This is a genomic window from Aegicerativicinus sediminis (assembly GCF_015476115.1).
GTDB classification, from domain to species: domain Bacteria; phylum Bacteroidota; class Bacteroidia; order Flavobacteriales; family Flavobacteriaceae; genus Aegicerativicinus; species Aegicerativicinus sediminis.
This window is the reverse complement of sequence record NZ_CP064295.1, coordinates 1,456,908-1,482,420: the sequence shown is the minus strand read 5'-3', so window position 1 is coordinate 1,482,420 and position 25,513 is coordinate 1,456,908. Positions and strand designations below refer to the sequence as shown.

23 protein-coding genes are annotated in these 25,513 nt (G+C 36.7%); 15 read left to right on the top strand and 8 right to left on the bottom strand.

Annotation, left to right across the window (positions count from 1 at the left end; genetic code table 11):
- Window positions 1–38: 38 nt before the first annotated feature.
- Window positions 39–629, top strand: coding sequence for a hypothetical protein (locus ISU00_RS06340; protein WP_228853209.1), 591 nt, complete (start codon window positions 39–41; stop codon window positions 627–629).
- A 64-nt stretch (window positions 630–693) separates the two neighbouring features.
- Here the strand turns inward: ISU00_RS06340 and ISU00_RS06335 are convergent, their stop codons facing one another.
- Window positions 694–1,767, bottom strand: a complete 1,074-nt coding sequence (locus ISU00_RS06335; protein WP_228853208.1) for a PA0069 family radical SAM protein — start codon at window positions 1,765–1,767, stop codon at window positions 694–696.
- 143 nt (window positions 1,768–1,910) lie between these two features.
- Between ISU00_RS06335 and ISU00_RS06330 the strand changes: the two genes are divergently transcribed.
- The 4 genes from ISU00_RS06330 to ISU00_RS06315 all read left to right on the top strand — a co-directional run bounded on the left by ISU00_RS06330 (window position 1,911) and on the right by ISU00_RS06315 (window position 6,148).
- Complete coding sequence (locus ISU00_RS06330) at window positions 1,911–3,332, top strand: Gfo/Idh/MocA family protein (protein ID WP_228853207.1); 1,422 nt, start codon at window positions 1,911–1,913, stop codon at window positions 3,330–3,332.
- A gap of 205 nt (window positions 3,333–3,537) precedes the next feature.
- A complete protein-coding gene (locus ISU00_RS06325) occupies window positions 3,538–4,125 on the top strand; it encodes a YceI family protein (protein ID WP_228853206.1) in 588 nt (195 codons plus the stop codon).
- Window positions 4,126–4,161: 36 nt separating this feature from the next.
- Window positions 4,162–5,439 carry a hypothetical protein gene (locus tag ISU00_RS06320; protein WP_228853205.1) on the top strand — a complete coding sequence of 426 codons (1,278 nt, stop codon included), beginning with the start codon at window positions 4,162–4,164 and terminating at the stop codon, window positions 5,437–5,439.
- Between the two features lie 109 nt (window positions 5,440–5,548).
- Window positions 5,549–6,148, top strand: a complete 600-nt coding sequence (locus ISU00_RS06315) for a YceI family protein (RefSeq protein WP_228853204.1) — start codon at window positions 5,549–5,551, stop codon at window positions 6,146–6,148.
- Here ISU00_RS06315 and ISU00_RS06310 read toward each other — a convergent pair whose 3' ends face one another.
- The 7 genes from ISU00_RS06310 to ISU00_RS06280 form a co-directional block, all read right to left on the bottom strand.
- The gene (locus ISU00_RS06310; RefSeq protein ID WP_228853203.1) at window positions 6,149–6,931 is read right to left on the bottom strand and encodes an enoyl-CoA hydratase/isomerase family protein; all 783 of its coding nucleotides are present in this window, start codon (window positions 6,929–6,931) and stop codon (window positions 6,149–6,151) included.
- 3 nt (window positions 6,932–6,934) lie between these two features.
- Entirely contained in the window at window positions 6,935–8,359 is a 1,425-nt protein-coding gene (locus tag ISU00_RS06305; RefSeq protein WP_228853717.1) for a sensor histidine kinase, read from the bottom strand.
- Between the two features lie 94 nt (window positions 8,360–8,453).
- Window positions 8,454–9,005: a CopD family protein gene (locus ISU00_RS06300; protein WP_228853202.1), complete on the bottom strand. Its 552-nt coding sequence runs from the start codon at window positions 9,003–9,005 to the stop codon at window positions 8,454–8,456.
- 27 nt (window positions 9,006–9,032) lie between these two features.
- Window positions 9,033–12,149 (bottom strand): WD40/YVTN/BNR-like repeat-containing protein, encoded by a 3,117-nt coding sequence (locus ISU00_RS06295; protein WP_228853201.1) that lies wholly within the window; start codon window positions 12,147–12,149, stop codon window positions 9,033–9,035.
- A gap of 33 nt (window positions 12,150–12,182) precedes the next feature.
- Window positions 12,183–13,532, bottom strand: a complete 1,350-nt coding sequence (locus ISU00_RS06290; RefSeq protein WP_228853200.1) for an MATE family efflux transporter — start codon at window positions 13,530–13,532, stop codon at window positions 12,183–12,185.
- A complete protein-coding gene (gene hemH, locus ISU00_RS06285; RefSeq protein WP_228853199.1) occupies window positions 13,532–14,566 on the bottom strand; it encodes a ferrochelatase in 1,035 nt (344 codons plus the stop codon). The genes ISU00_RS06290 and hemH overlap by 1 nt, the downstream gene beginning before the upstream one ends.
- Window positions 14,567–14,575: 9 nt before the next feature.
- Window positions 14,576–15,466 (bottom strand): helix-turn-helix transcriptional regulator, encoded by an 891-nt coding sequence (locus ISU00_RS06280; protein ID WP_228853198.1) that lies wholly within the window; start codon window positions 15,464–15,466, stop codon window positions 14,576–14,578.
- 181 nt (window positions 15,467–15,647) lie between these two features.
- Between ISU00_RS06280 and hemA the strand changes: the two genes are divergently transcribed.
- From hemA to ISU00_RS06230, 10 genes are read left to right on the top strand one after another with little or no spacing between them, the layout of a single operon-like run.
- Entirely contained in the window at window positions 15,648–16,901 is a 1,254-nt protein-coding gene (hemA, locus tag ISU00_RS06275) for a glutamyl-tRNA reductase (RefSeq protein ID WP_228853197.1), read from the top strand.
- On the top strand, window positions 16,894–18,471 hold the full coding sequence (hemC, locus tag ISU00_RS06270) for a hydroxymethylbilane synthase (protein ID WP_228853196.1): 1,578 nt from the start codon (window positions 16,894–16,896) through the stop codon (window positions 18,469–18,471). The genes hemA and hemC overlap by 8 nt, the downstream gene beginning before the upstream one ends.
- Window positions 18,468–19,535, top strand: a complete 1,068-nt coding sequence (gene hemE / locus ISU00_RS06265; RefSeq protein ID WP_228853195.1) for a uroporphyrinogen decarboxylase — start codon at window positions 18,468–18,470, stop codon at window positions 19,533–19,535. Before hemC ends, hemE begins: the two co-directional genes overlap by 4 nt.
- 3 nt (window positions 19,536–19,538) lie before the next feature.
- Window positions 19,539–20,111: a GNAT family N-acetyltransferase gene (locus ISU00_RS06260; protein ID WP_228853194.1), complete on the top strand. Its 573-nt coding sequence runs from the start codon at window positions 19,539–19,541 to the stop codon at window positions 20,109–20,111.
- Window positions 20,108–21,010: an oxygen-dependent coproporphyrinogen oxidase gene (gene hemF, locus ISU00_RS06255; RefSeq protein WP_228853193.1), complete on the top strand. Its 903-nt coding sequence runs from the start codon at window positions 20,108–20,110 to the stop codon at window positions 21,008–21,010. Before ISU00_RS06260 ends, hemF begins: the two co-directional genes overlap by 4 nt.
- 49 nt (window positions 21,011–21,059) lie before the next feature.
- Complete coding sequence (hemB, locus tag ISU00_RS06250; protein ID WP_228853192.1) at window positions 21,060–22,034, top strand: porphobilinogen synthase; 975 nt, start codon at window positions 21,060–21,062, stop codon at window positions 22,032–22,034.
- Window positions 22,035–22,061: 27 nt separating this feature from the next.
- Window positions 22,062–23,135, top strand: coding sequence for a CNNM domain-containing protein (locus ISU00_RS06245; protein WP_228853191.1), 1,074 nt, complete (start codon window positions 22,062–22,064; stop codon window positions 23,133–23,135).
- On the top strand, window positions 23,136–23,609 hold the full coding sequence (locus tag ISU00_RS06240; RefSeq protein ID WP_228853190.1) for a methylated-DNA--[protein]-cysteine S-methyltransferase: 474 nt from the start codon (window positions 23,136–23,138) through the stop codon (window positions 23,607–23,609).
- A gap of 8 nt (window positions 23,610–23,617) precedes the next feature.
- Window positions 23,618–24,772 carry a serine hydrolase domain-containing protein gene (locus tag ISU00_RS06235; protein ID WP_228853189.1) on the top strand — a complete coding sequence of 385 codons (1,155 nt, stop codon included), beginning with the start codon at window positions 23,618–23,620 and terminating at the stop codon, window positions 24,770–24,772.
- Entirely contained in the window at window positions 24,769–25,482 is a 714-nt protein-coding gene (locus ISU00_RS06230) for a 3'-5' exonuclease (protein ID WP_228853188.1), read from the top strand. The genes ISU00_RS06235 and ISU00_RS06230 overlap by 4 nt, the downstream gene beginning before the upstream one ends.
- Window positions 25,483–25,513: the final 31 nt, after the last annotated feature.

Sequence of the window (25,513 nt, the reverse complement as noted above, 5' to 3'; positions counted from 1 at the left end):
ATCATACATTTGTACCAACGAACGTTAAAAAACCTATTATGAAAAAAGTACTCAACACCGTTCTAATGTTCTGTTTATTATCAGCGTCAACTTTAACAGAAAGTTATGCTGCTGCAGACATTAACAAGCGCGCCATGATCGTTTTAGAAAACGTAAAAGATGGCCAGACCCTTACCTTGGTTTCAGACCTTGGAGAAATCCTTTATAAGGAAGAAATTACCCAAACAGGAAGATATGTCAAGAATTTCGATTTGGCATCCTTACCTAAAGGAAAGTACCAATTTGAATTGGAAAAAGATTTCGAAATTAAAGTGATTCCTGTTACAGTAATGAATGATGAGGTTCTCCTCGAAACTGAGAAAGCTACTATTGTATACAAACCAGTAGTACGGGTAAAGGAAGAAATTGTATACGTCTCTAAACTTAGTTTAGACCATGAGCCGATGACAGTAAAACTATATTACGAAGATTCAATGGCAAAAAACAATTACGAACTAATATTTGCCGAAACCCTTCGTAATGAAGATGTATTAGACAGAGCTTATAAATTGTCTAAAAAGGAAAAAGGAAATTACAGAGTGGTCATTTCCACTGGAGACAGAACCTTTACAGAATATATTAAAATTTAATCTTTGACACGGATTAAGCCTAGTTAGTTAGTGAAAAAAGTGAGCCCATTCGGGCTCATTTTTTTTAGAATAATCTCATTTGTGGGTTTTTTAGTTCTAAATAGGAATCAGGGCTCAACACCGGAAAAGAATTCCCTTTAAAATATTTCAATTTAGCCAATGCCATTAATTGCTGTATTTGCTCTGCAATCTTACCAGTTCCTCTTATTCTCTCGCCAAATCTACTATCATTCAAATTACCAGCATGGCATTCCCTGATTTGGTTGAGTACTTTATCTGCACGCTCTGGAAATGTTTTTCTTATCCAATCTTCAAAAATAATCCCAATTGCCCCATTTAATCTAACCACAGTATGTGCAATGGAGATTGCGCCAGCCTCACTTACCTTTTTTGCCAATGGAAGTATTTCATGGCTGTTAATGGACGGAATAATTGGCGCCATCATGACATTGACAGGGATGTTCAACTTAGATAAAGTTTCTATTGCTTTTAAACGTTTGTAAACTGAGGCTGTTCTTGGCTCTAAAATTTGTCTTGTTTTTTCATTTAAGCTTGTTAAAGAAATATTGAGCCCTATCAACTTTTGTTCGCCTAATTCCTTAATAATGTCCAGGTCTCTTAAAAAGAGCGTGTTCTTTGTGATAATACCAACTGGATGTTTGTATTTTAGAAATATTTCCAAACACTTGCGGGTTATTTCAAACTTTCTTTCTGCAGGTTGATAACAATCTGTATTCCCAGATAATACAATTGTATCCCCCACCCATTTTGGCCTTTTTAGAAAATCCTCCAACAAAGCTGGAGCATTTTCTTTTATTAAAATAGTTCGCTCAAAATCCAATCCAGGGCCATAGCCCCAATACTCATGCGTATTTCTAGCATAACAATAAATGCAACCATGTTCACAACCTTGATAGGGATTCATTGAATACATCATCCTTACATCTGGACTCTCAACTTTGTTTACAATTGTTTTAGGATAAATTTTTAGGTAATTGGTTTTATTTGATTCTGGATGCTCTCCCTCTTTTTGGCAATATTCTAAAAACTCGTCCCTAATTTCATGTGAAAGTTCAAAAAAGCGATTTGCCACATTCATTTGGGCCCCACGACCTTTAATTGATTCGTTTGAAGACATCTAGGAAAAACTTTAATTCAAAAATATTTCAAAACCTCTTGTGTCCTTGCTATTAGATATAGCTAGAATCTAATGAATCAAATTTTTAATGATAAATTCTATTCAAGAAAATTTGTAATTTGAAACCTACAATCTAATAAGTAATGAAGAGAAGAAAATTTATTAAAAGAACTGCTGCTGCGGGAACTGCATTTAGTATAGTTCCCAGTTTTGTTTTAGGAGGTAACCATATAGCCCCAAGCGACACCTTATATATAGCCAGTATTGGCGTTGGGGGAAGAGGGGCAAATCATGTAAGTGAGCTAAGTAAATCTAAACACGTTAAGTTTGTTGCCTTTTGCGATGTTGATGACAGACGGGCGGCGGGCACTTATGAAAATTTTCCGAATGTGCCCAGATTTAAGGACTTTAGAAAATTATACGAAGCCCATTTAAAAGATATCGATGCTATTACTGTAGGTACACCCGACCATTTGCATGCAACAATTGCTTTGCCCTTTATGAAAGCCAAAAAGCATGCGTATGTTGAAAAACCTTTGGCACACAATATTGCAGAGGCACGAATGTTGACCAAAACTGCAGAAGAGGAAGGTATAGTAACACAAATGGGAAATCAAGGAACCTCCTCAGACGGAATTAGGGAAACTAGGGAAATGATTGAAGCTGGTCTAATAGGAAAAGTCTCAAAAGTAGATTGTTGGACTAACCGACCTGTGTGGCCACAAGGTATGCGCAAAATTACGGAAGGTGAGGCAGTCCCTGATGGATTAGATTGGAACTTATGGTTAGGACCAGCCGAATTCCGCCCCTATAATTCTGCCTATTTACCATTTAAATGGCGTGGATGGTGGGATTTTGGCACAGGAGCTTTAGGAGATATGGGGTGTCATATTATGGATACGCCATTTACGGCCCTGCAATTAGGATATCCTACAGAAGCCGAAGCCAGCTGTACAACGGTTTGGGCCGGTGATTTTGTTGAAGCTGATTACAGTGAAGCCTGTCCACCGTCATCAATTGTTCGTCTTAAATTTGAAAAAGTAGGTAACCATTCCATCGATCTTAATTGGTACGATGGTGGACTTATGCCAGACTATCCTGAAAATTTGAAACCGGGTGAAACTATAGGTAACTGGGATGGTGGTAGTATTTTTTATGGCGACAAAGGTATTTTAGTGGCAGATTGTTACAGCGGTAATCCAAGAATTATTGGTAAAGATGCAGATTCTTATGCAAAACCTAACCCAAAGTACCCGAGAATTGACGGAGGTTCATCGGGGCATTTTACCAATTTTATAGATGCTTGTATTAATGGAACCCCTAGTTCCTCTCCATTTAAGTTAGCAGGAAAATTAACGGAGGGGGTTTTGATGGGGAATTTGGCCCTAAAAGCATATCAGTATAAGGTTTTACAGGAAGGCAAAAAATCCACGGATTGGGCGCCTTACGAATATCCTGGCCGTCAGAAACTTTTATGGGACGGAAAAAAGATGGAAATTCTCAATTATCCTAAAGCCAATGAATGGGTACACGGCAATTATAGAGATGGTTGGAAGCTTTCTTAACCTTCAAAATTAATCCAATAAAAATTTTTTAAATTTATCTAGATTGCTGCATTGCAATGATTTAGATAAATTTTTTTGTCTTAAAGTCAAAAAAATTGTTCCATTTGTAACTACTGTTACATTTCAAAAATGCAATATGACTTTTATCATATTTTGAGATATACATTCTATAGAAATTTGTCCTGTAAATAAAAAATCATTTGTCATGAAACCAATTTTAAACATACAACTCAAAGGAATTTTTCTCCTCGCCATATTGATTTTGAGCAGTAATTATTTGCTCGCTCAACAATATTCAAAAGTCGGACAAGGTTCAAACGTTACTATTGAAGGTACATCAAACTTGCACGACTGGGAAATGACCTCGAATAGTTATAGTGTAACACTATTATTCGACCAAGCCAACTCAAACCTGGTAACAAAATTATCAGCCGTAATACCTGCAGAAAGCCTAAAAAGTGGTAAAAAAGGAATGGATAAAAATGCTTACAAAGCTTTAAATACAGATAAGCATAAGAATATTTCGTTCGAAATGACTTCTGTAGATCAGGCAATTGATAAAGGAACTGGAGTTTACGAACTTAAAACCAAAGGAAATTTAACCATAAATGGAGTAAAGAAAAATATTCCTTTAACAATTACCCTAAAAAACAATGGTACTTCTATAAGCTTAAGCGGGTCTACAGTATTTAACATGACTGAATATAAAGTTGAACCACCAACTGCCTTGTTTGGAACCGTTACTACTGGAGATAAACTCACCATTAAATTCAAAACAATTTTAAATAATTAACATAACACTATTACAAACAATCTAATTTTTTATATCATGAAATCTTTACAACAATTTACCCTTACAATAGTATTTATGCTAGCGGGTTTGAGTGTCTTCGCCCAAAAAAGACAATTGGATAATTTCCGTTATCCAGATCAAAGAGGTGTTGGCGTTTTTGAAGCTCCAAAGGACACTATTAGTACTTTTGACGGTGTTAAGGTCCGTGTAGGTGGCTCATCTACACTGCAATTTCAAGCCCTTGACCATGAAAATGCTGGTGATGTTGAATTAAAGGAGATAGGTTCTAACTTCAATTTAGCAACTGCAAACCTAGATTTAGATGTTGCCCTTGCCAAAGGTGTTAGAATGCACTTAAGAACTTATTTGTCTTCAAGACACCACCCAGAGCCATATGTTAAAGGTGGGTATTTCCAAATTGACAACCTAGACTTTATTAGTGAAGGTCTTGCTGAAAACCTGATGAAATATGCCACAATTAAAATAGGGCATATGGAAAACAATTATGGTGATGCCCATTTTAGAAGATCAGACAACGCTCAGGCTATGTTCAACCCATTTGTAGGAAACTTAATAATGGATTCTTTCACAACTGAAGTCGGTGCTGAAGTTTATTACCAAACCCCAGGAGGATTTTTAGCAATGCTTGGTATGTCTAACGGTAAATTAAATCAATCAGTAGCAGAAAATTCAAATACCGGTAAAACAGGTGGTGCAGCCTTATTGGCGAAAGTAGGGTTTGACAAACAATTTAATGATGATTTTAGATTCCGCTTAACAGGATCTCTTTATAACACAGGCTATGTTCATAGTAACTATTTGTATACAGCTGACCGAGCAGGTTCAAGATATTATTTCGTAATGGAAGATCCCGATGCAGGTGCGTCTAGCCCATTTAGATCTGGTCGTTTTGCCCCAGACATGAGAAATGCTATTACTGCCATAATGTTTAACCCTTTCCTTAAGTATGGTGGATTGGAATTCTTCGGAACTTTAGAATTGGTTAACGGTAAAGACCGAGGAGATGATGACAGAAGAAATGCAACTCAGATAGCTGGTGAATTACTTTATAGATTTGGAGCAACTGAAAACTTTTATTTAGGAACACGAATTAACAGTGTAAGTTCTGAATTAAGAAATGGTGATGATGTAGACATTACAAGATGGAATTTAGGTGGAGGTTGGTTTATGACAAAAAACATCCTAGCTAAACTAGAGTATGTTAGACAAACCTATGACGGTTACAGTACCGGAAGTATTCTTAGAGACGGTAAATTTGACGGTTTTATGGTTGAGGCTGTTATCAGTTTCTAATATGAACTCATAGGAATTTTCTCCACTAAATGTTAGCCTAGCCAAATAATATAAATTGTTTGGTTAGGCTTTTTATTTAAATCCAGCTTTATTCTATTTTTATGGTGTCATGAAAACCATTAGCCTCATTTTACTTTTAACTTTCAGCTTTCTTTTAAAAGAAAAAGCACCTATTGAAACTTTTATGGGGCCTATCTCTGAGGCATATCTCATTATGCCTGGAAGTAAGTTAACCATAGTTGGTAGTACCAATATCAACGATTTTGAATGCAAATTTGATATCGCTGAATTAACTGAACCTGTAGTTATAGATTATAATGAAAACAACCAGGTCTTAAAATTTTCTAAAGCGGCCTTGAAATTAAGGAACAAATCGTTTGATTGTGGGAGCAGGCCCATTAATAAGGATTTCCTATCTCTGCTTAAAACCGAAAATTATCCAGAGATTACTCTTAAACTAAAAGAAATTTTTTGGAAAGAAGACCCAACCAAAGTTAATGCGGTTGCTGAAATTGAAATTGCCGGAATTAGAAAAACATACAATGTAAATGTAAAAGCATCCAATGAAAATAACCTAGTTGTTTCAGGGTTGTTAAATCTAAATATTGAAGATTTTAATTTAAAAGCTCCTAAAAAGGTTTTGGGTTTAATTGTGGTTGAAAAGATTATTGATATAAAATTTATCCTTAATCTTTCTCCTTATGGTTGATTAATTTCCATTGAATTTGGCCTTCCTCTTTTCTAAGAATGCAGTGGTGCCTTCCTTAAAATCTTCAGTTCCAAAGCATTTACCAAATTCAGAAATTTCCACTTCATAACCATTAAGCGATTTATCCTGTCCAGCATTTACTGCCCTTATTGCCGAAGCTATGGCGGATGGCGAATTATTTTGAATTTTGGAGGCAATTTTTTCAGCAAGTGGTTGTAATTCTTCCAAAGTAGTTACATGATTCACTAAACCATATGTTAATGCCTGATTAGAATCGATCATGCCGGCAGTTAAAATCATTTCTAAGGCTCTTCCCTTACCAACCAACTGGGTTAATCTTTGAGTACCACCGTAACCGGGTATTACTCCAAGTGATGTCTCTGGAAGTCCCATTTTGGCATTTGTACTCGCCAAACGAATGTGGCAAGACATTGCCAACTCTAATCCACCCCCGAGTGCAAATCCATTAATACAGCAAATAACAGGAGTACTTAATTGCTCAACATAATCGAAAAGCAACTTTTGTCCTTTAGCAGAAAGCTGGGTTCCTTTTTCCACATCATAATGGGCAAACTCACTAATATCTGCACCCGCCACAAAGGCCTTTTCACCTTCCCCAATTAATATAATCACAGTAATGCTTTTTTTGTCATTACAATACTTGAACGCCTCATGCAATTCCCTAATAGTTTCCACATTTAAGGCATTTAATTTTTTAGGCCGATTAATCTTAATCGTGCCGATGCCATTAACTTCTTCTAATAAAATATTACTGTAACTCATGTTTTAAGTATTATGGATTGCTTTAGGGAAGATTACAGAGAATACGGTACCTTTCCCTTTTTGTGTTGTAAATGATATTATGCCTTGATAAGTTTCCACTATGTTCTTTACCATAGCCAAACCTAGGCCCATTCCACTGGTTTTGGTGGTAAATTTCGGCTCGAATATCTTCTCCTTGTTTTCATCTGAAATACCAAGACCATTATCTGAAACTTCGATACGCACATTATCTCCAAGCTCTGAAACTTGAACAACAATTTTTGGCGGACGAATATGGTCTGCAGGTATTGCCTGTATACCATTTTTAACCAAATTGGTAACCACCCTTATTAGTTGAGTGCGATCGAACTTGGCGACTATTTCCTCTTTTTCTGACAGGAATTCGATATAATCCTCATTGAATATATCCAATGCCAACTTCACAATTTTCACCACATTTAAGGTTTCATTCTTTTGTGCCGGCATTTCCGCAAAATTGGAAAAAGCCGAAGCAATAGAACTCATGGTGTCAATCTGTTGAATTAAAGTCTTACTAAAATCATTTACCTTATTTTCTATTTCAGGATCTTCCGGATCAAATTTTCTCTGAAAACTCTGAACACTAAGCCGCATAGGCGTCAACGGATTCTTAATCTCGTGCGCAACTTGTTTTGCCATTTCTCTCCAGGCCCGTTCCCTTTCGTTGGTGGCAAGTTTTATTGCACTCTCTTCCAGTTCATCGATCATGCTATTATATGACTTAACAAGGGTATTTATCTCCTCGCTACTAGAATTTATGGTGATTTTTTGGTTTCGTTTCTCCAATCTAGTTGCGTTTATTTTATCACTGATAGTTTTTAAAGAGAGCGTAATGTATTTGGATAAATAAAAGGCAGTAACTACCGCTACAATTATCATTACAATGTACGCGTAAAAAAGCCTCTTTAAGAATTCGTTTAATTCCTTCTGAAGGAAATTATCATTTTCCAAATAAGGCAGATTGAGAATAGCCAATCGCTTAAACTTGTTGTCCGTTACATACGTATATGAGGATTGATAGGTTTCTCCATTTAATTCATTTTTCTCCACGTAGCGATGTTCAACCGTATTTGCCAACGCATTTAATACCTCAGCAGGCAAACATTTGTTTATTGTGTCGTTAGAAATATTGGCTCTTGAAGATTTAAGAAGTTCCCCATCTAAGTCGTATAGATTTATTTGAAGTTTATGGATTTCAGCTATTTTATAAATCTCATCCTTAAAAATTAGAGGAATATTTTCTGCGGTTGGCGGCCAGGTGGTTTCTTTTAAGGTATAGTATATACTCTGCCGAATATTTTCCTCTTTTCGCTCAAGACGCTCTTTGTGGTAATCGTAGGCCTCCTCATTATATTGGTAAATAGTGACACCCGCAATAAGTACTGAGGCAATAATGATCAATAAAATCATGGATAAGAAAATCCTAACCCGTAAAGACATTTTATTGACCAACATTTACCGCTTTATTGTTGCTTAAATCTAGCAATTATCACGCCAACCACTTTTACAAATTTGGATTTTTACTTCTAAGCCGCTTATAAAGTTTAAATCCAAGTATCAAAAAGACCATTAGACCAAGTAATCCAAAAACCCCAAAAACCCAACCTATGGTACTTTTTAAAATCACTAAGAATACTACAGCAAATAAAACTATGGTAGCGCCTTCGTTCCAAAGACGCATAAAATTACTACTATAGTTAACCTTATCCTGTTGTAGTTCCTTAAACATTATATGGGTTTTAATATGATAAATAATAAGAAGTACCACAAAGACCAATTTTATTTGCATCCACCCTTGATTGAGCCAACCTGGAATTATTACTAACAACCATAGACCAAAAACGGTCGCCAAAATGGCGGATGGCCATGTGATAATATGCCAAAGACGCCTTGCCATCAATTTTAATTGTGCTCCTAAAATTTCCTTGTCAGGAGATGGCTTATCAAATGCCTCTATTTGGTAAACAAACAGTCTAGGAATATAAAATAGACCTGCAAACCATGTTACAACAAAAATGAGGTGTATGGCTTTAATGTAATTATAATACTCCGACATGAATTGTGACTTCCCTGATTAAAAATTTTAATCTTCAACAAAAAGATAATTGAGATTTAACTTATTAAATTCAGAATTAAACTCTTTAATCTCCTGAGAAATCAGCTCGTTAAATACATCTAGCTGTTTATTAATCTTAGCGGTTAATTCATTTTTAACGGCTATATCCTGATCCGTTGGCGGAAAATCATCAATGGTAACAAGACTATTTAAATGGGCCAACTTATTGGTGAGTTTAATCGGAAAATTCAATGGATCTTGGTTACTTCTATTTTTAGTTTGATATAGAGCTTCCTCAACCTCGGTGAATTTTTCCTTTAAGGTTTTTGCCTTTTCTACTAGCTCTTTTGTGTTGGAATTGTCTTTATACTGCTTACTAAACTCCGTCAACTGGGTATTTATATTTTTAATTTTTTTAATTGCCTTATGCGCCTTATCTACCGTATTGTTGACATCTTTAACAAAATCGAATTGCTTTTGCATATCTGCTACACTCATTTCCGATCGAGGATCTGCAACGATCTCAAAAGATTCTGTCTGTGTAGTTCCATTCACGTTCAAACTCACTTTGTAATTACCAGGAACAGCCCTAGCCCCTGAAAGATTTCCCCACCATAAAATCATACCTGGAAAGTCCGTGGCTCCTTTATATTCAGTATCCCAAACAAATCGATTACTCCCTTTCTTTGGTTCCAATTTATTCTCTTTTGAAAAATTGCTATAGGTTTTAATAGTATCCCCTGTCTTAGTAAGATAGGTTAAAGAAATGCTGTCTTTTTCGTTTACCTGCGGTAAATAGTAATAGGTCATAACACCAGCTGGATGATTTTGACCATTGGTATTTGAAGCACCTCTACCGGAACCCCCCTTTGTTCGATAGGTTTTTTGAGGAACAAACAAAGATGTCTCTCCTATTTTTTTATTCCCAAGCTGATGCAATACCGTCAGATCATCAATAATCCAAAGGCTCCTTCCTTGAGTTGCCACTATGAGATCATTATCTTTTATACACAAATCTGTTATGGGGACTATTGGCAAATTCAATTGAAAACTGTCCCAGTTTTTGCCATCATTAAATGAAATGTACATACCTGATTCGGTACCCGCATATAACAATCCTTTTTGGTTAGGATCTTCTCTTAAAACTCGGGTAAAATGTTCATTGTCTATGCCATCGGTAATTAATTGCCAACTTTGGCCGTAGTCTGTCGTTTTATATAAATAAGGCTTAAAATCACCCAACTTATATCGGGTTGCTGCAACATAGCAGGTACCTTCATCGAAAGCGCTTGGCTCAATACTGTTAATCATACTCCATTCTGGCATTCCTTTAGGGGTAGCATTGGTCCAAGTCTCACCGCCATTTTTGGTAACATGAATTAACCCATCATCACTTCCTACCCACAACAATCCTTCATTCAATGGACTTTCATTGGCCGCAAAAATGGTAGCATAATATTCAACGCCAGTATTATCTTGGGTAATTGGACCGCCAGATGACTTTAGCTTTTCTGGATCATTTCTGGTAAGATCATCACTGAGCAATTTCCAACTTTGACCTTCATTTGTAGTAAGATGCACGTGGTTGCTAAAAGTGTATAATTTTTTAGGATCATGCTTGCTAAACATAATAGGGAAATTCCATTGAAAGCGATATTTCATGCCTTCTGCCCCATAACCCATAGGGTTGTCTGGCCATACATTTACTGCTCTCGTCGAGCCAGTTTTGTGATTTACACGTGTTAGAAAACCTCCATAACTGCCTCCATAAACAATATCGTCATTTGTAGGATCTACAGTAATATGGGCGGATTCTCCTCCTGCAGTCGATTCCCAATCATCTTCTGTAATAGCATAACCATCACTGCGGTGATTTATTCGAATTGTTGAATTGTCTTGTTGTGCGGCATAAATCCTATAAGGGAAAGCGTTGTCCGTTGTAACCCTATAAAATTGTGCTGTTGGTTGATTGTGGTAGGTACTCCAAGTTTCTCCTCCATCATAGGAAATTTGCGCCCCTCCATCATCTGCAATTATCATTCTATTAGGATTCTCTGGGGCAATCCATAAATCGTGATGATCTCCATGTGGCGCATTACTTCTACTGAATGTTTTACCACCATCCTTAGATTTATGGTAAGATACATTCATTACATATACAACATCTTCATCTTGAGTATCTGCATAGATACGAGTATAATACCATGCTCTCTGACGTAAGCTACGGTCGTCATTGATATGTTGCCATGTTTTACCACCATCATCACTTCTGTAAACGCCACCTTTTTCCTTATTTTCTACTATGGCCCAAACTCTATCTGAATTTTTAGGAGAGACAGTTACGCCAATAATCCCCAAAGTATCTTTAGGAAATCCCTCATTTTTTGAAATCTCACTCCATGTTTCCCCAGAATCGGTACTTTTCCATAATGCTGACCCATCCCCTCCACTACTTAAACTATAGGGCGTACGTTGAACCCTCCAAGTGGAGGCATAAATAATTCTTGGATTGTTTGGATCGAGTATTAAATCTACAGCACCTGCTTGGTCGTTTACATATAATACCTTTTTCCAGGTTTTGCCTCCATCGTTACTTTTATATACCCCTCTATCCTGTGTTGGCTTGTAAATATTCCCCAATACAGCAGCATAAACAGTATTGAAATCTCTAGGGTGAACTTGTATTCTTGGGATATGTCTAGAATTTTCTAATCCCATTGAAGTCCATGTTTTACCTGCATCAACTGTTTTAAAAATTCCATATCCAGAAGAGACATTTCCCCTTACTGTTTTTTCGCCTCCACCAACATAAATAACATTATGATCACTAGGCGCTACTTCCACTGAACCTATACTACCACCAAAGTATCCGTCTGAAATATTATCCCACGAACGGCCACCATCGGTAGTACGCCAAACACCTCCCCCAGTAGAACCAAAATAAAACAGATTGGACTCTCCTTCCACTCCAGTTACGGCTGCCGAACGGCCACCACGAAACGGACCAATTAATCGGTATTCCAAGGCTTCATATAATGGTTCTTTAGATTCGGGTTGGGACGCAGTTTTCTTTCTTGATTGCCCCACAACGGAAAATGAAACAATGAAAAAACAAAGAATAAGGGTTTTGAAAATGGTATTCATTTGAATTTTGGTTTTAGTGTAATTCAAGATTGATTAAGTTGAATATTTTAAGGTTTTTCGAATTTCTCGGTTTAGAAAATACGCTGTCACTAAGGTAGCAAGTAAATCGGAAATCGGGAAGGAGATCCAAACACCTATTTCCCCGTAGATTCTTGGAAGTATTAGCACTAATGGTATAAAGAAAAATCCTTGTCTGGTCAATGTTAGCAATAAAGCGGGAATGGCCTTTCCAATTGCTTGGAAATACGCAGAACCTATCAATTGAAGCGCAATTATAGGGGTAGCTGCAAAAACCCACCTCATAGCTGTAGGAGTTTCTGAAAGAACCTCTTTGTTATCGGTAAACAAACGTGTTATTGTATGAGGGAAAATCATGAGCAATATAAATACCATAAACGCCAATAAAGACGCATAAATAATGGCAGTATTGATACTTTTTCTAACCCTCGGATATAATGCTGCTCCATAATTAAAACCTGCAATTGGCAGAAAACCTTGTGTTATACCAAATACAGGAAACAGAGCAAACATTAACATACGACCAATGATCGCGTAAACCGTAACTGAGATTTCCCCTCCAAGATGAAATAGTATATTATTTACTAACAAATATGTAATACTAACAACTGCCTGCCTTGCTAGAGTAACAAAACCTAAAGACCCTATTTCTGATACAACTTCAGAAGAAAGCATAAAATGTTTTGAATTGATCTTCAGTTCAGAGCGACCAGAAAGGAAAAACCATAAAATGAAAACAAAACATAACAAATATGATCCTGTTGTGGCCCAGGCTGCACCTTCCATACCCCAATCAAATACATTGATAAATAGATAATCTAAAATCAAATTTCCTACAGAAGGTATTAACATTGCATACATTGCAAATTTGGGTTTCCCTTCAGCACGAATAACTGTGTTACCCATCATACACAAGCCTAAGAATGGAACCCCGTATAGTACTATTACATAATATATTTTGGCTGGATCGAAAATATCACCTTTTCCACCAAATGCCGGAATAATAGAGTCGACATATACCAATCCAATTGAAGCAAGGGTAACGGTAAATAATAAGGTGAGCGTTAATTGATTGCCGAAAACCTTTTTGGCTTTCTCATAATTATCAGCTCCAAGGGCCCTAGAAATTATGGAAGAACCTCCAATACCAATAGCCATACCCAAAGCTGCAATAAAAAAGGAAACGGGTAGTACTACATTAATTGCAGCAATAGCTATAGGCCCAATCCAGTTGCCTACGAAGATAGTATCAATAAGTATGTTTAAAGACATTACCAGTATCCCAATGGATGCCGGAACTGCCTGTCTCACCAATAATTTTCCTATGGGTTGTTCGCCTAAATCTTTCGCGGAAACTTTTGCCACTAACTAACCATTTCTTTTTTATGGGACCATTCCTTTATCAAACTTGCCAAAAATTCGCACCATGGATCCGAATCGTTCAAACAAGGTACGGTATAAAAGTTTTCGCCTCCCATTTCATGAAATATTTCTTGCCCTTCCATGGCAATTTCTTCCAAAGTTTCAATACAATCGCTGACGAACGCTGGAGTAACAATGGCTAGATTTTTAAGGCCTTCCTTTCCCAGTCTTTCGATTGTTCGATCTGTGTAGGGCTGCAACCATGGATCGAAACCTAAACGGGATTGAAATGACGTGGAATAACTGCCTGGTTCTAACCCTAAATATTCACCTACCAATCTAGTTACTTCATAACATTGATGGCGATAGCAAAATTTATGTGCTTCCGAAGGTGTTTTACAACATTGCCCATCAATTTTACAATGGTTTTTAGTAATGTCTCGTTTTTTTATGTGCCTTTCAGGAACTCCATGATAGGAAAACAATAAGTGGTCGTAAAATTTACTATCTAAATAAGATTTAATGGATTCACTTAATATTTTGATGTATTGAGGATGGTTATAAAATGGCTCCAATGACTTAATTTTCATATTTGGATAATCCTTTTTCCTAATTTCTTCCACTTTAACCAAAATGGTTTCGGTAGTTGCCATAGCAAATTGAGGATAGAGCGGCATCAAAAATACCTCATCAACACCTTGGTCTGCCAATTCTTTCAATCCCTTTTCTAAGCTAAGACTGCCATATCGCATGGCTAAAACCACAGGGTAATCCACCAATTTCTGTACTTTCTCTTGAACACGTTCAGAAATAACAATTAATGGAGAACCTTCGTCCCACCATATCTTTTTATAGGCTTCAGCTGATGCTTTTGGTCGAGTATTTAAAATAATGCCTCTGACCAACAGTGTCCTCGCCCAATATGGAACGTCTATCACCCGCTCATCCATTAAAAACTCATCCAAGTATTTTTTTACATCCTTAGGGTCTGTGCTATCTGGAGATCCTAAATTGACCAATAAAACTCCCTTTTTCATTTGCAATTTTTAAGACTTTGAAACAATATATTTTTTAGGTGTGATACCATATTTTTTCTTGAATGCCGCAATAAAGTGGCTAGCTGTACTATACCCGATTTTCAAGCCTACCTCATTTACATTATTATCTCCACTCTCAAGCATTTTTCGGGCAACTTCCATTTTATAATCAAACAAAAAACTATAGACCGAATCACCATATAATTGCTTGAAACCGTCCTTTAATTTTTTCAAACTAAGGTCTATTTCGTCTGCCAACTCTTGTAAGCCTGGCGGTTCAGCCATGCGATGAATAATGATGTCCTTAGCCTTTCTTATTTTCTGAACATTTGTTTCATCTACCAAAAATGGACATTGCTCTATGTTGGCATCTTCAGTTTTATTGAAGTAAAGCCCCAACAATTCATAAGCCTTCCCCTTCAAATAAATATCCTTTATAGAATCATGCAGGTTAAAATTGATGATTTGGTTTAAAACTATGGCCATGGAAGGTGATATCATACCATCCTTATAATACTTTTTGTGCCGATTTTCTTCACTCAAAAAAGTGATATAATTGGCTTCTTTAGAAAATAAGGAGTGAAACTGTTTGATTGAAATTAACAAGGACACAATCCAACTATTTGGCTCTACCTGCAAATGCAAAGGAAGATCCCTCTGAGGATTGTAAAGTAGGATTGAATTTTCAGAATGAAGTCCTAAGGCATACCTGCCCTCATTAAAAATGAATTTGGACTCCCCTTTTAGACAGAAATGAAATTGTATAAACGAGCTATCAATTTCTTTTTCAAGAACTTCTATTTGAGAACCTTCATTTTTATAAGTTATGATACAGAAATCTTTATCTACCCAAAGCTCTTCCATCGGACTTTGAGCGATATTTTTTTCAGCTTTGGGCATGTCTTTTATTTAGAATGATTCTATTTAAATTTAGCAAAAGGCTATACATATTCGGCAAAAATACGGACATTCTGCTTTGTAATATCAAAAAACTTTGAACGATACTAATTGTTCCTTGAGCGTTATTTTTTAAAATTTGATACTTATACTTTTGTAGGTCGAACTAATCTTTATTCGATAATTGCTAGAAAATAGAAAAGGACTGACATTTTATGCCCTCGGTTTAAGCTATAAAAAAGCTGATGCAGAAACCCGTGGCCATTTTAGTTTAGATAAGGAATCTAGCCTACTATTACTAAAACAAGCCAAAGAAAAAGGCATAGAGAGTATTGTTGTTACTTCCACCTGTAATAGAACGGAGCTTTATGGCTTCGCAGAGCATCCTTATCAATTGATTGAATTGCTTTGCCATAACACCATTGGCACCGTTGAGGAATTCCAGAAAGTTGCTTATATCTATAAAAACAAAGAGGCCATTGCACATGTTTTTAGGGTAGGCTCAGGATTGGATAGCCAGATCCTCGGAGATTTTGAAATTATAAGCCAACTTAAACATAGTGGTCGGCTTTCTAAGAAGTTAGGATTGCTCAATTCCTTTATGGAACGCCTAATCAATGCGGTTATTCAAGCTAGCAAACGAATAAAAACCGAAACAGATTTATCTTCGGGAGCCACCTCGGTGTCTTTTGCTTCAGTTCAATATATACTAAGTAACGTCAATGATATTTCTAATAAAAACATACTTCTTTTCGGTATTGGAAAAATAGGGAGAAACACTTGCGAAAACTTAATAAAACATTCTAAAAATCAGCACATAACCCTGATTAACAGAACAAAAACAAAAGCTGAAGAGATCGCAGGTAAGTTTAATTTGGTCGTAAAGGATTATGCCTCCCTAAGAGAAGAGATAAATGCAACCGATATTTTAATTGTTGCAACAGGCGCCAAAAATCCCACGGTTGACAAATTTTGCATTTCCTCTAAAAATCCACTTTTAATCCTCGATCTTTCCATCCCTCGAAATGTGAATCCGGATGTATGCGACTTAGAAAATGTTACATTGGTTCACCTAGATCAACTGTCAAAAATTACGGATTCTACTCTAGAGCGCAGAAAATTACAAATACCATTAGCCGAAACAATCATTGAGGAAATCATGACTGAATTTAACCAATGGGTCGCTAATAGAAAGTTTGCCCCTACTATAAAGGCTTTGAAGGAAAAATTAAATGACCTTAAAAAGGCAGAGTTAGATACGCAGCGCAAAAAATTTAAAAATTTTGATGAGGTCCAAGCCGAATTGATTACTAAAAACCTAATTCAGAAAATTACCAATCATTTTGCCCATCATTTAAAACATGATGACGACTCCCCCGATGAAAGCCTAGAACTGATTAAAAGGGTTTTCCAAATTGAACGAACCACACATGTCTAGAACCATTCGAATCGGCACCAGAGATAGTCAATTGGCGCTCTGGCAAGCCAAAGCCGTTCAAGGCCAGCTAGAATATTTAGGACATTCAACAGGACTAGTTAAAGTTAAATCCACTGGTGACTTGGTTTTAGACAAACCTCTTTATGAATTGGGGATTACCGGTATATTCACCAAAACACTAGATGTTGCCTTATTGAACAATGAAATAGACATTGCTGTGCATTCCCTTAAGGATGTACCTACAGCACTGCCAAAAGGAATTGTACAAGCAGCGGTTCTTAAAAGAGGCAATGTAAAAGACATATTAGTCTATAAAGACAATGAAGAGTTTCTATCGCAAGAAAAGGCAGTAATTGCCACAGGAAGTTTAAGGCGCAAGGCCCAATGGTTAAATCGTTATCCTACACATAAGGTTACAGATTTAAGGGGCAATGTTAATCTAAGACTACAAAAGCTACAAGACAACGAAGATTGGAATGGAGCCATATTTGCTGCTGCCGGTTTAGGTAGAATTGGCTTATCACAAAAAAATTCAATTCCGTTAGACTGGATGGTTCCTGCCCCTGGGCAAGGAGCAATAATGATAGCCGCCCGTAAAGAAGACGATGACATCCTTGAAGCATGCAAAGCCATCAATCATGAGGAAACAGAAATATGCACAACCGTTGAACGTTTATTTCTTCGTTACTTAGAAGGTGGTTGCACGGCTCCGATAGGTGCACTATGCCAAATAAAAGATGAACAAGTTCATCTACAAGGGATCCTGCTCAACTTTGATGGTACCAAAAAAATAGAAGTAAAGCGTTTTGACCCCTTGGGAAAACACGGTGGTTTAGCCAAATATTGCGCAGATTCTATTTTAGAACGCGGTGGAAAGCGGCTAATGGGTACTCCTGGTTCGGTTTCTGAACAACCACCACATATTTATTCCACCAAATCTTTAACCCCAGAACAAGAGCTTTTATTTAGAGATGGCATTCGGGTAAAAAGTACCGATGCCATTAAAATATATTTCAACCGTATACCTAAAGCTTCCTTAAAAAGACCTTTGAAAAACGTTTTAATTACAAGTAAGAATGCGGCGGAAGCTATATTATTTAACCTTAATAAAGAAGAGTTGAATTTTGGCAACATTTATTGTGTTGGAAGGAAGACAAAGCGATTCGTGGAAAAAAATATTGGCAATGTCACCCATTATGAAAACAATGCCGCTGATTTGGCAGCTTATTTCGACCAACATTTTTCAGGTACAGAACTGACATATTTTTGCAGCAACATTAGGTTAGATGAACTGCCTGATAAATTGGCTAAGCAAGGTGTTGTATTAGAGGAAATTATTGCCTACGAAACAAAATTAGATGCGGACAAAATTGAACACGACTTAAAAGGTGTAATGTTTTTTAGCCCATCAGGAGTTTCAAGTTATATGCAAATTAATAAACCTAAAGGAACCGCGTATTGTATCGGGCCCACCACAGCAGAAGAAGCCGCAAATTACTTTGAAGATGTAAAAATTTCAAGCTTTCCATCAGCTGAAAGCTTGATCGAACTTATCAATTCAGATTTATGAATAAGACTGAATCCATAACTACAGAGAAAAAAATACACATAAAAAACGATTTATACTTACGGGCCCTAAGGGGAGAAATTGTGGAACGTCCTCCTGTATGGATGATGCGTCAAGCTGGAAGATACCTTCCTGAATTTATGTCCATAAAAGAAAAATATGATTTTTTTACACGCTGCCAAACTCCAGAATTAGCCAGCGAGATAACAGTTCAGCCAATTCGGCGATTTGGTATGGATGCCGCAATCCTTTTCAGCGATATTTTAGTAATTCCACAAGCCATGGGAGTTGAGGTGGAAATGAGGGCAAATATTGGTCCCTTCGTCCCAAATCCCATCCGTATAAAAAGTCAAGTTAAAGACATACAAATCCCTGAAACTAAAGAAGCATTAGGGTATGTAATGGATGCTATAAAAGCAACCAAAGAACTTTTAAATGACGAAATTCCACTAATTGGTTTTGCTGGATCTCCATGGACTATATTATGTTATATGGTTCAGGGCCAAGGAAGTAAAACCTTTGATTTGGCAAAAGAATTTTGTTTTACAGAAACGGAGGCGGCACATAACTTACTTCAAAAAATCACAGATACAACTATTGATTATTTGAAAGAAAAAGTGATTGCTGGGGCAGATGCAATTCAAATATTCGATTCGTGGGGAGGGCTGCTTTCTCCAACAGATTACAATATTTTTTCTTGGCCTTACATAAACCAAATTGTTCAAGCAATTAAACCTTTGGCCCCCGTTACCGTATTTGGTAAAGGTTGTTGGTTTGCGTTAAATGAAATGTCTAAATCAGGCGCTTCTGCTTTGGGTGTGGATTGGACCTGCTCCCCAAAAAATGCGCGTTATTTAAGTGGTGGAAATATTACCTTACAAGGAAATTTTGATCCAGCAAGATTAATGTCGCCACCAGAAATGATAAAAAATATGGTTCATCAAATGATTGATGAATTTGGAAAAGATAAATACATCGTAAATTTAGGACATGGTATACTGCCCAATATACCAATCGACCATGCAAAAGCCTTTATTGATGCGGTAAAGTCATATCCAAATAGTTAATATTTGCCATTAAATAGCGACATAGTTAATTCTAGCACACTAGTCTTTGACCTGGAACCCAATTATAGATTGGAGCCATTAAAAATTTCTGACGCCAGAAGTTTAAACAAACTCATGATTAGAAATGGTCGATTATTTCAACAATTTTTACCTGTAACTCTTGCGGAAAATCTCACAGAGGAAAAATCTAGAAACTACATTGCTAAAAAAATAAAACAGTCCGAAAATTTTGAGGCGATAACTTTAGGAATTAAAAAATTAGATAAGGGCACCATTGCTGGGTTGATCATCCTAAAAGAAATTAATAAGGAGAAGAAGGAGGCGGAACTCGCCTATTGTATTGGACGAAAATATGGTGGAATGGGGCTAGTCACTAAAAGTGTTATTGAATTTTCAAATTTTCTCCTATTACAAACCAATTTAAAGACAATCAATATCTTAATTCATAAAAGTAATATCAAAAGCATCCAAGTCGCCAAAAAATCTGGCTTTAATTGGAAAGGCACTTTAGAAAATGAGTTTAGGGCACCCGGAGGCCTTATGTTAGACATGGAATTGTACCAACGCAACAAATGAGAAATACCTTTTTTTCCTTTATAGATAACCTTCAAAACACGATTACTTCCCAATTAGAAAAAGTTGATGGTAAAGCTAAATTCCTAGAAGATCTTTGGGAACGAAAAGAAGGCGGAGGTGGAAGATCTAGAGTCATAGAAAATGGGGCGGTTTTTGAAAAAGGAGGCGTTAATATTTCTGCTGTACATGGGGAGCTCCCGGATGCAATGAAAACATATTTCAAGGTAGGAGATGTGGATTTTTTTGCCTGCGGTTTAAGTTTGGTTATTCACCCAAAAAATCCAATGGTTCCAACTGTACATGCCAATTGGCGCTATTTTGAAATGTACGATAACAAAGGTGAGATAGTTGATTCTTGGTTCGGTGGCGGTCTTGATCTGACGCCTTATTATCTTTTTGAAGAAGATGCCATTCATTTTCATACAATTTGCAAGGGAGTGTGCGATCGTCATGATGCCGAATTTTATCCAAAATTCAAAAAACAATGTGATGAATATTTCTATAATCACCACAGAAATGAGGCAAGAGGTATAGGCGGATTATTTTTTGATTACTGTCGGGAAACAGATTCTAAATCAATGACAGATTGGTTCAATTTTGTTACGGATAGTGCCGAAAGCTTTTTGGATGCTTATATTCCAATCGTTAAGGCAAGAAGAGATTTATCTTATTCTGAAGAACAAAGAAATTGGCAGGAAATTAGACGCGGAAGGTATGTGGAGTTTAATCTGGTTCATGATAAAGGAACGCTATTCGGATTAAAAACAAATGGCCGAATCGAAAGTATTTTAATGAGCCTGCCACCAGTAGTTCAGTGGAAATACAATTATGAACCACAACCTAATTCTCCTGAGGACATATTGTTACACACCCTTAAAAATCCGAGGTCATGGGTTTAATTATTGCATTTAATAAATACCTGCTACACGTCAATTTAAAATAAATATTATGTTTCCAAATAGAAGAAATAGAAGGTTAAGGGTAAATGAAGCCTTGCGCAGCTTGGTAAGAGAAACATGGTTAACACCCAATGATTTTATTGTACCACTATTTGTTGTAGACGGAGAAAACGTTAAGGAGGAAATAGCTTCCATGCCTGGCTACTATCGATTAAGTCTGGATTTACTAAAACAAGAAGTCAAGGAGCTTTGGGGAATGGGTCTGAAGTCAGTTTTAGTATTTGTTAAGGTTCCTGACAATCTAAAAGATAATCTAGGAACAGAGGCTTTAAATGCAAACGGATTGATGCAAACGGCAATAAAAACAATTAAAGACACCGTTCCCGGAATGATTGTTATGACAGATGTGGCCTTAGATCCATATTCATCGTATGGGCATGATGGGATTGTGAAAGATGGAAAGATTATAAATGATGAAACTAATAAGGTACTAGCTGAAATGAGTTTGAGTCATGCTATGGCAGGTGCCGATTTTGTTGCGCCAAGTGATATGATGGACGGTAGGATTTTAGCCATCCGATCCTTATTAGAAAAAGAAGGGTTTTACGATACAGGAATTATGAGTTATTCAGCTAAATATGCGTCAGCCTTCTATGGTCCCTTTAGAGATGCGTTGGATTCGGCTCCAGGTTTCGGTGATAAAAAAACCTATCAAATGGATCCATCCAATCGCTTGGAGGCTATTAAAGAAACCATAATGGATATTGAAGAAGGGGCTGACATCGTAATGGTGAAACCGGGTCTTTGTTACTTAGATATTGTTCGTGAATTAAAAAACTCCATAAATGTTCCTTTGGCAGTTTATCAGGTTAGTGGTGAATACGCAATGTTAAAAGCCGCAGCTGAAAAAGGTTGGCTAGACCATGATGCCGTAATGTTAGAACAAGTAACAGCACTAAAAAGAGCAGGATCTGATTTGATTGCATCATATTTTGCCAAAGATGTTGTTAAATTGATTTCGTAATTTAGTCTATACCAAAAAAAATACTGAATGGGCTTACTTATCTTTTATGGATTGATATCCATATTCTTTTCTTTCTTATGTTCCATTTTAGAAGCCGTTTTGCTTAGTGTTACTCCTACCTATATCAATGTTAAAAAAAAGGAAGACAAACATTATGCAGAAAACTTGGAACGGTTAAAGAAAGATGTTGATCAACCTCTAATCGCAATTCTAACTCTTAACACCATCGCACATACCGTAGGTGCGATTCTAGTTGGGGCCCAAGCTAAAAAGCTATTTCAGGATGAGGGAAATGGTGTTTTTATTGTGTCTGCAGTAATGACAATTCTTATACTAGTAGCCTCCGAAATAATTCCCAAGACTATTGGTGCAAAATATTGGAAATCCCTTACGAACTTTACATCTACAGCATTAAACGCATTGATATTTCCGCTTAAATATACAGGGATATTATGGTTATTACAGCGGGTTACCCGTCTTATTGGTGGATCATCACACGGCAGCGTTCTCAACAGGGAAGGCTTTATGGCGATGACCGATATCGCACATGAGGAAGGGGTTTTTAAAGAATCTGAAATTAAGGTAATCAAAAATTTACTAACCTTTAAGGATGTGCTTGCAAAGGATGTTATGACTCCCAGAACGGTTATGAAAGCGGAAAACGAGGAAATGAGTATAGAGGAATTTTTCCTTGAAAACACAAATCTTCGCTATTCCAGAATTCCAGTTTATAAAGACGAAGTAGATAATATTACGGGCTTGGTTTTAAAGGATGAAGTGTTTAAGGAAATGGCGTTCGATAATGGCGATAAAAAGTTGGGGGATATTAAACGGGAAATCATCGTTGTGAAACGCAATCTACCAATCCCACAACTCTTTGATAAACTTATCGAAACCAAAAACCATATGGCTTTAGTTGTAGATGAATATGGTTCAATAAGCGGAATTGTCACCCAAGAAGACGTTATCGAAACATTGTTAGGCCTTGAAATAATGGACGAAAGTGATAATGTGCCAGACTTGCAACAACTCGCTAGAAGAAGTTGGGAAACGAGAGCTAAAAGACTCGGGATTATTGACGAAGAAAGTGATTGGAAATAGATGGATCGTTGTGTAATAGACACTCCTCTAGGTTCGGCAGAAATTCTTGGCGACAAATTTGGCATTCAAAAAATTACAATAATTGAAGAAGATGAAAGTCCTTCCACACAAATCCCAGAAAGTTTAAACAATTGCGTTGACCAATTGGCGAATTACTTTTCTGGTAGCCAAAGATCTTTCAACCTAAAACTAAATCCACAAGGCACCGATTTTCAAAAAAAAGTTTGGAAAAAACTCGTAGAAGTATCCTTCGGAAAAACCATTTCTTATCAAAAACTTGCTAAAGATTTAGGGGATATAAAAGCCATAAGAGCCGTTGCCTCGGCCAATGGAAAAAATCCTATTTGGATTGTTATACCTTGTCATAGAGTAATTGGTAGCGATGGTAGCCTTGTTGGATATGCTGGGGGCTTAGGTCGCAAAGAATGGCTATTACGACATGAGGGGGCAATACAACAAACCTTATTTTCTTAATTATTGAGATGAAATTTCTAAGAACATTGTTTAAATGGGTAATAGCACCCATAACTATTCTCCTTATACTGCTTTATGCTTTCAAGTTGGGTTATTTACTTAAAGCAATAAATACAATTTATTTTAATGGGCATACCACTGCGTTCCTAGACGACTACAAACAATTCGATAACCATACCATTGAGGATGGTATTGCACAACCCTGGCCCATACATAGTGGATATAATTCCAAAAACACAACTAAAAACCTCCAAAAATTAAATGATAAGTTTGGCACCATTGCCTTTATGATAATTAAAAATGATAGTATTTGGCTTGAAGAATATTACGATGGATATACTAAAGATTCTCATACCAATTCATTTTCTATGGCAAAAAGTATGGTTTCGGCTATGCTTGGACGTGCAATTATGGAAGGTAAAATTAAAAGTTTGGAAGAACCAGTAGGCAACTATTTTAGCGAATTCAACAACGGAATAGCTGCAGATTTAACAGTAGGCGATCTGTCTTCCATGGCCTCGGGCTTAAATTGGGACGAATCTTATTATTCTCCTTTCTCTATAACAACCAGAGCGTATTTTGACAATAATTTAAAAGAACTTATGCTAGGTGTTAAAGTGGTTGAGGAACCGGGTAAAAGGCATGAATATCTAAGTGGAAATACCGAGCTATTGGGAATGGTAATTTCGAAAGCCACTGGTAAAAGCTTATCTGAATATCTAAGTGCGACATTTTGGCAACCAATGGGGGCGGCACACCAAGCTTTTTGGCAAATTGATAGTGAAGAAAACGGAATGGAAAAGGCTTATTGTTGTATTGCCAGCAATGCGAGAGACTTTGCACGCTTCGGAAAGCTTTACAAGGATCACGGTAAATGGAAGGGGCAATCTTTATTAGATTCTTCTTTTATCTCTAAATCTATTACACCAAGGTTTAAGGAAAGTCCTCAATACGGTTATGGCTGGTGGCTATTGGACCACAACCAAAAAAAGTTCTTTATGATGTGGGGGCATTTGGGCCAATACGTTATAGTAAATCCTAAAGACAACATTATTATCGTAAGGTTGGGGCATAAATCTTCAGATGATGTTGATGATACTCACCCATTTAATTCCGATATTTATTCTTATATAGATGAAGCTTATAACATCTTAACCAAGTGATGAATCAATTAAACTTAGAAAATATATTATTTCTCGATATTGAGACCGTTCCAGAGCATCCACTTTATACAGATTTGTCTGAAGAGAAAAAGCAGCTGTGGGAACACAAATCCCAGTACCAAAGAAAAGAAGAATTTACACCGGAGGATTTTTATGAAAAGGCTGGAATTTGGGCCGAATTCGGAAAGATTATATGTATATCTGTGGGGTATTTTAAGTTACAAGGTGTTAATCGCATGTTTAGGGTCACGTCTTTCCACGGGGATGAGAAGTCCCTTCTTCAAGACTTTCATAATTTATTGACATCGCATTTTGCCGAATCTAAATACATACTTTGTGCTCATAATGGAAAAGAATTTGACTTTCCATACATTGCTAGGCGTATGCTAATACATGGTATTCCTCTTCCAAACAAATTAAACCTATTTGGCAAAAAACCGTGGGAAGTTCCTCATTTAGACACCATGGAATTATGGAAATTTGGTGACTACAAACATTTTACCTCACTAAAGTTATTGACCAATGTTCTTGGAATACCTTCTCCAAAGGATGATATCGACGGGAGTGATGTATATCGAGTCTTTTATATAGAAAATGACATCGATAGAATCATTGATTATTGTGAAAAGGACGTTATTGCTATTGCACAAATTGTGCTTCGCCTGAGGGGTGAAAATTTGTTAGAACCTGAAGAAATTAAACAGGTTTAAATTCAAAATATTTTATACAGAATAAATCTAT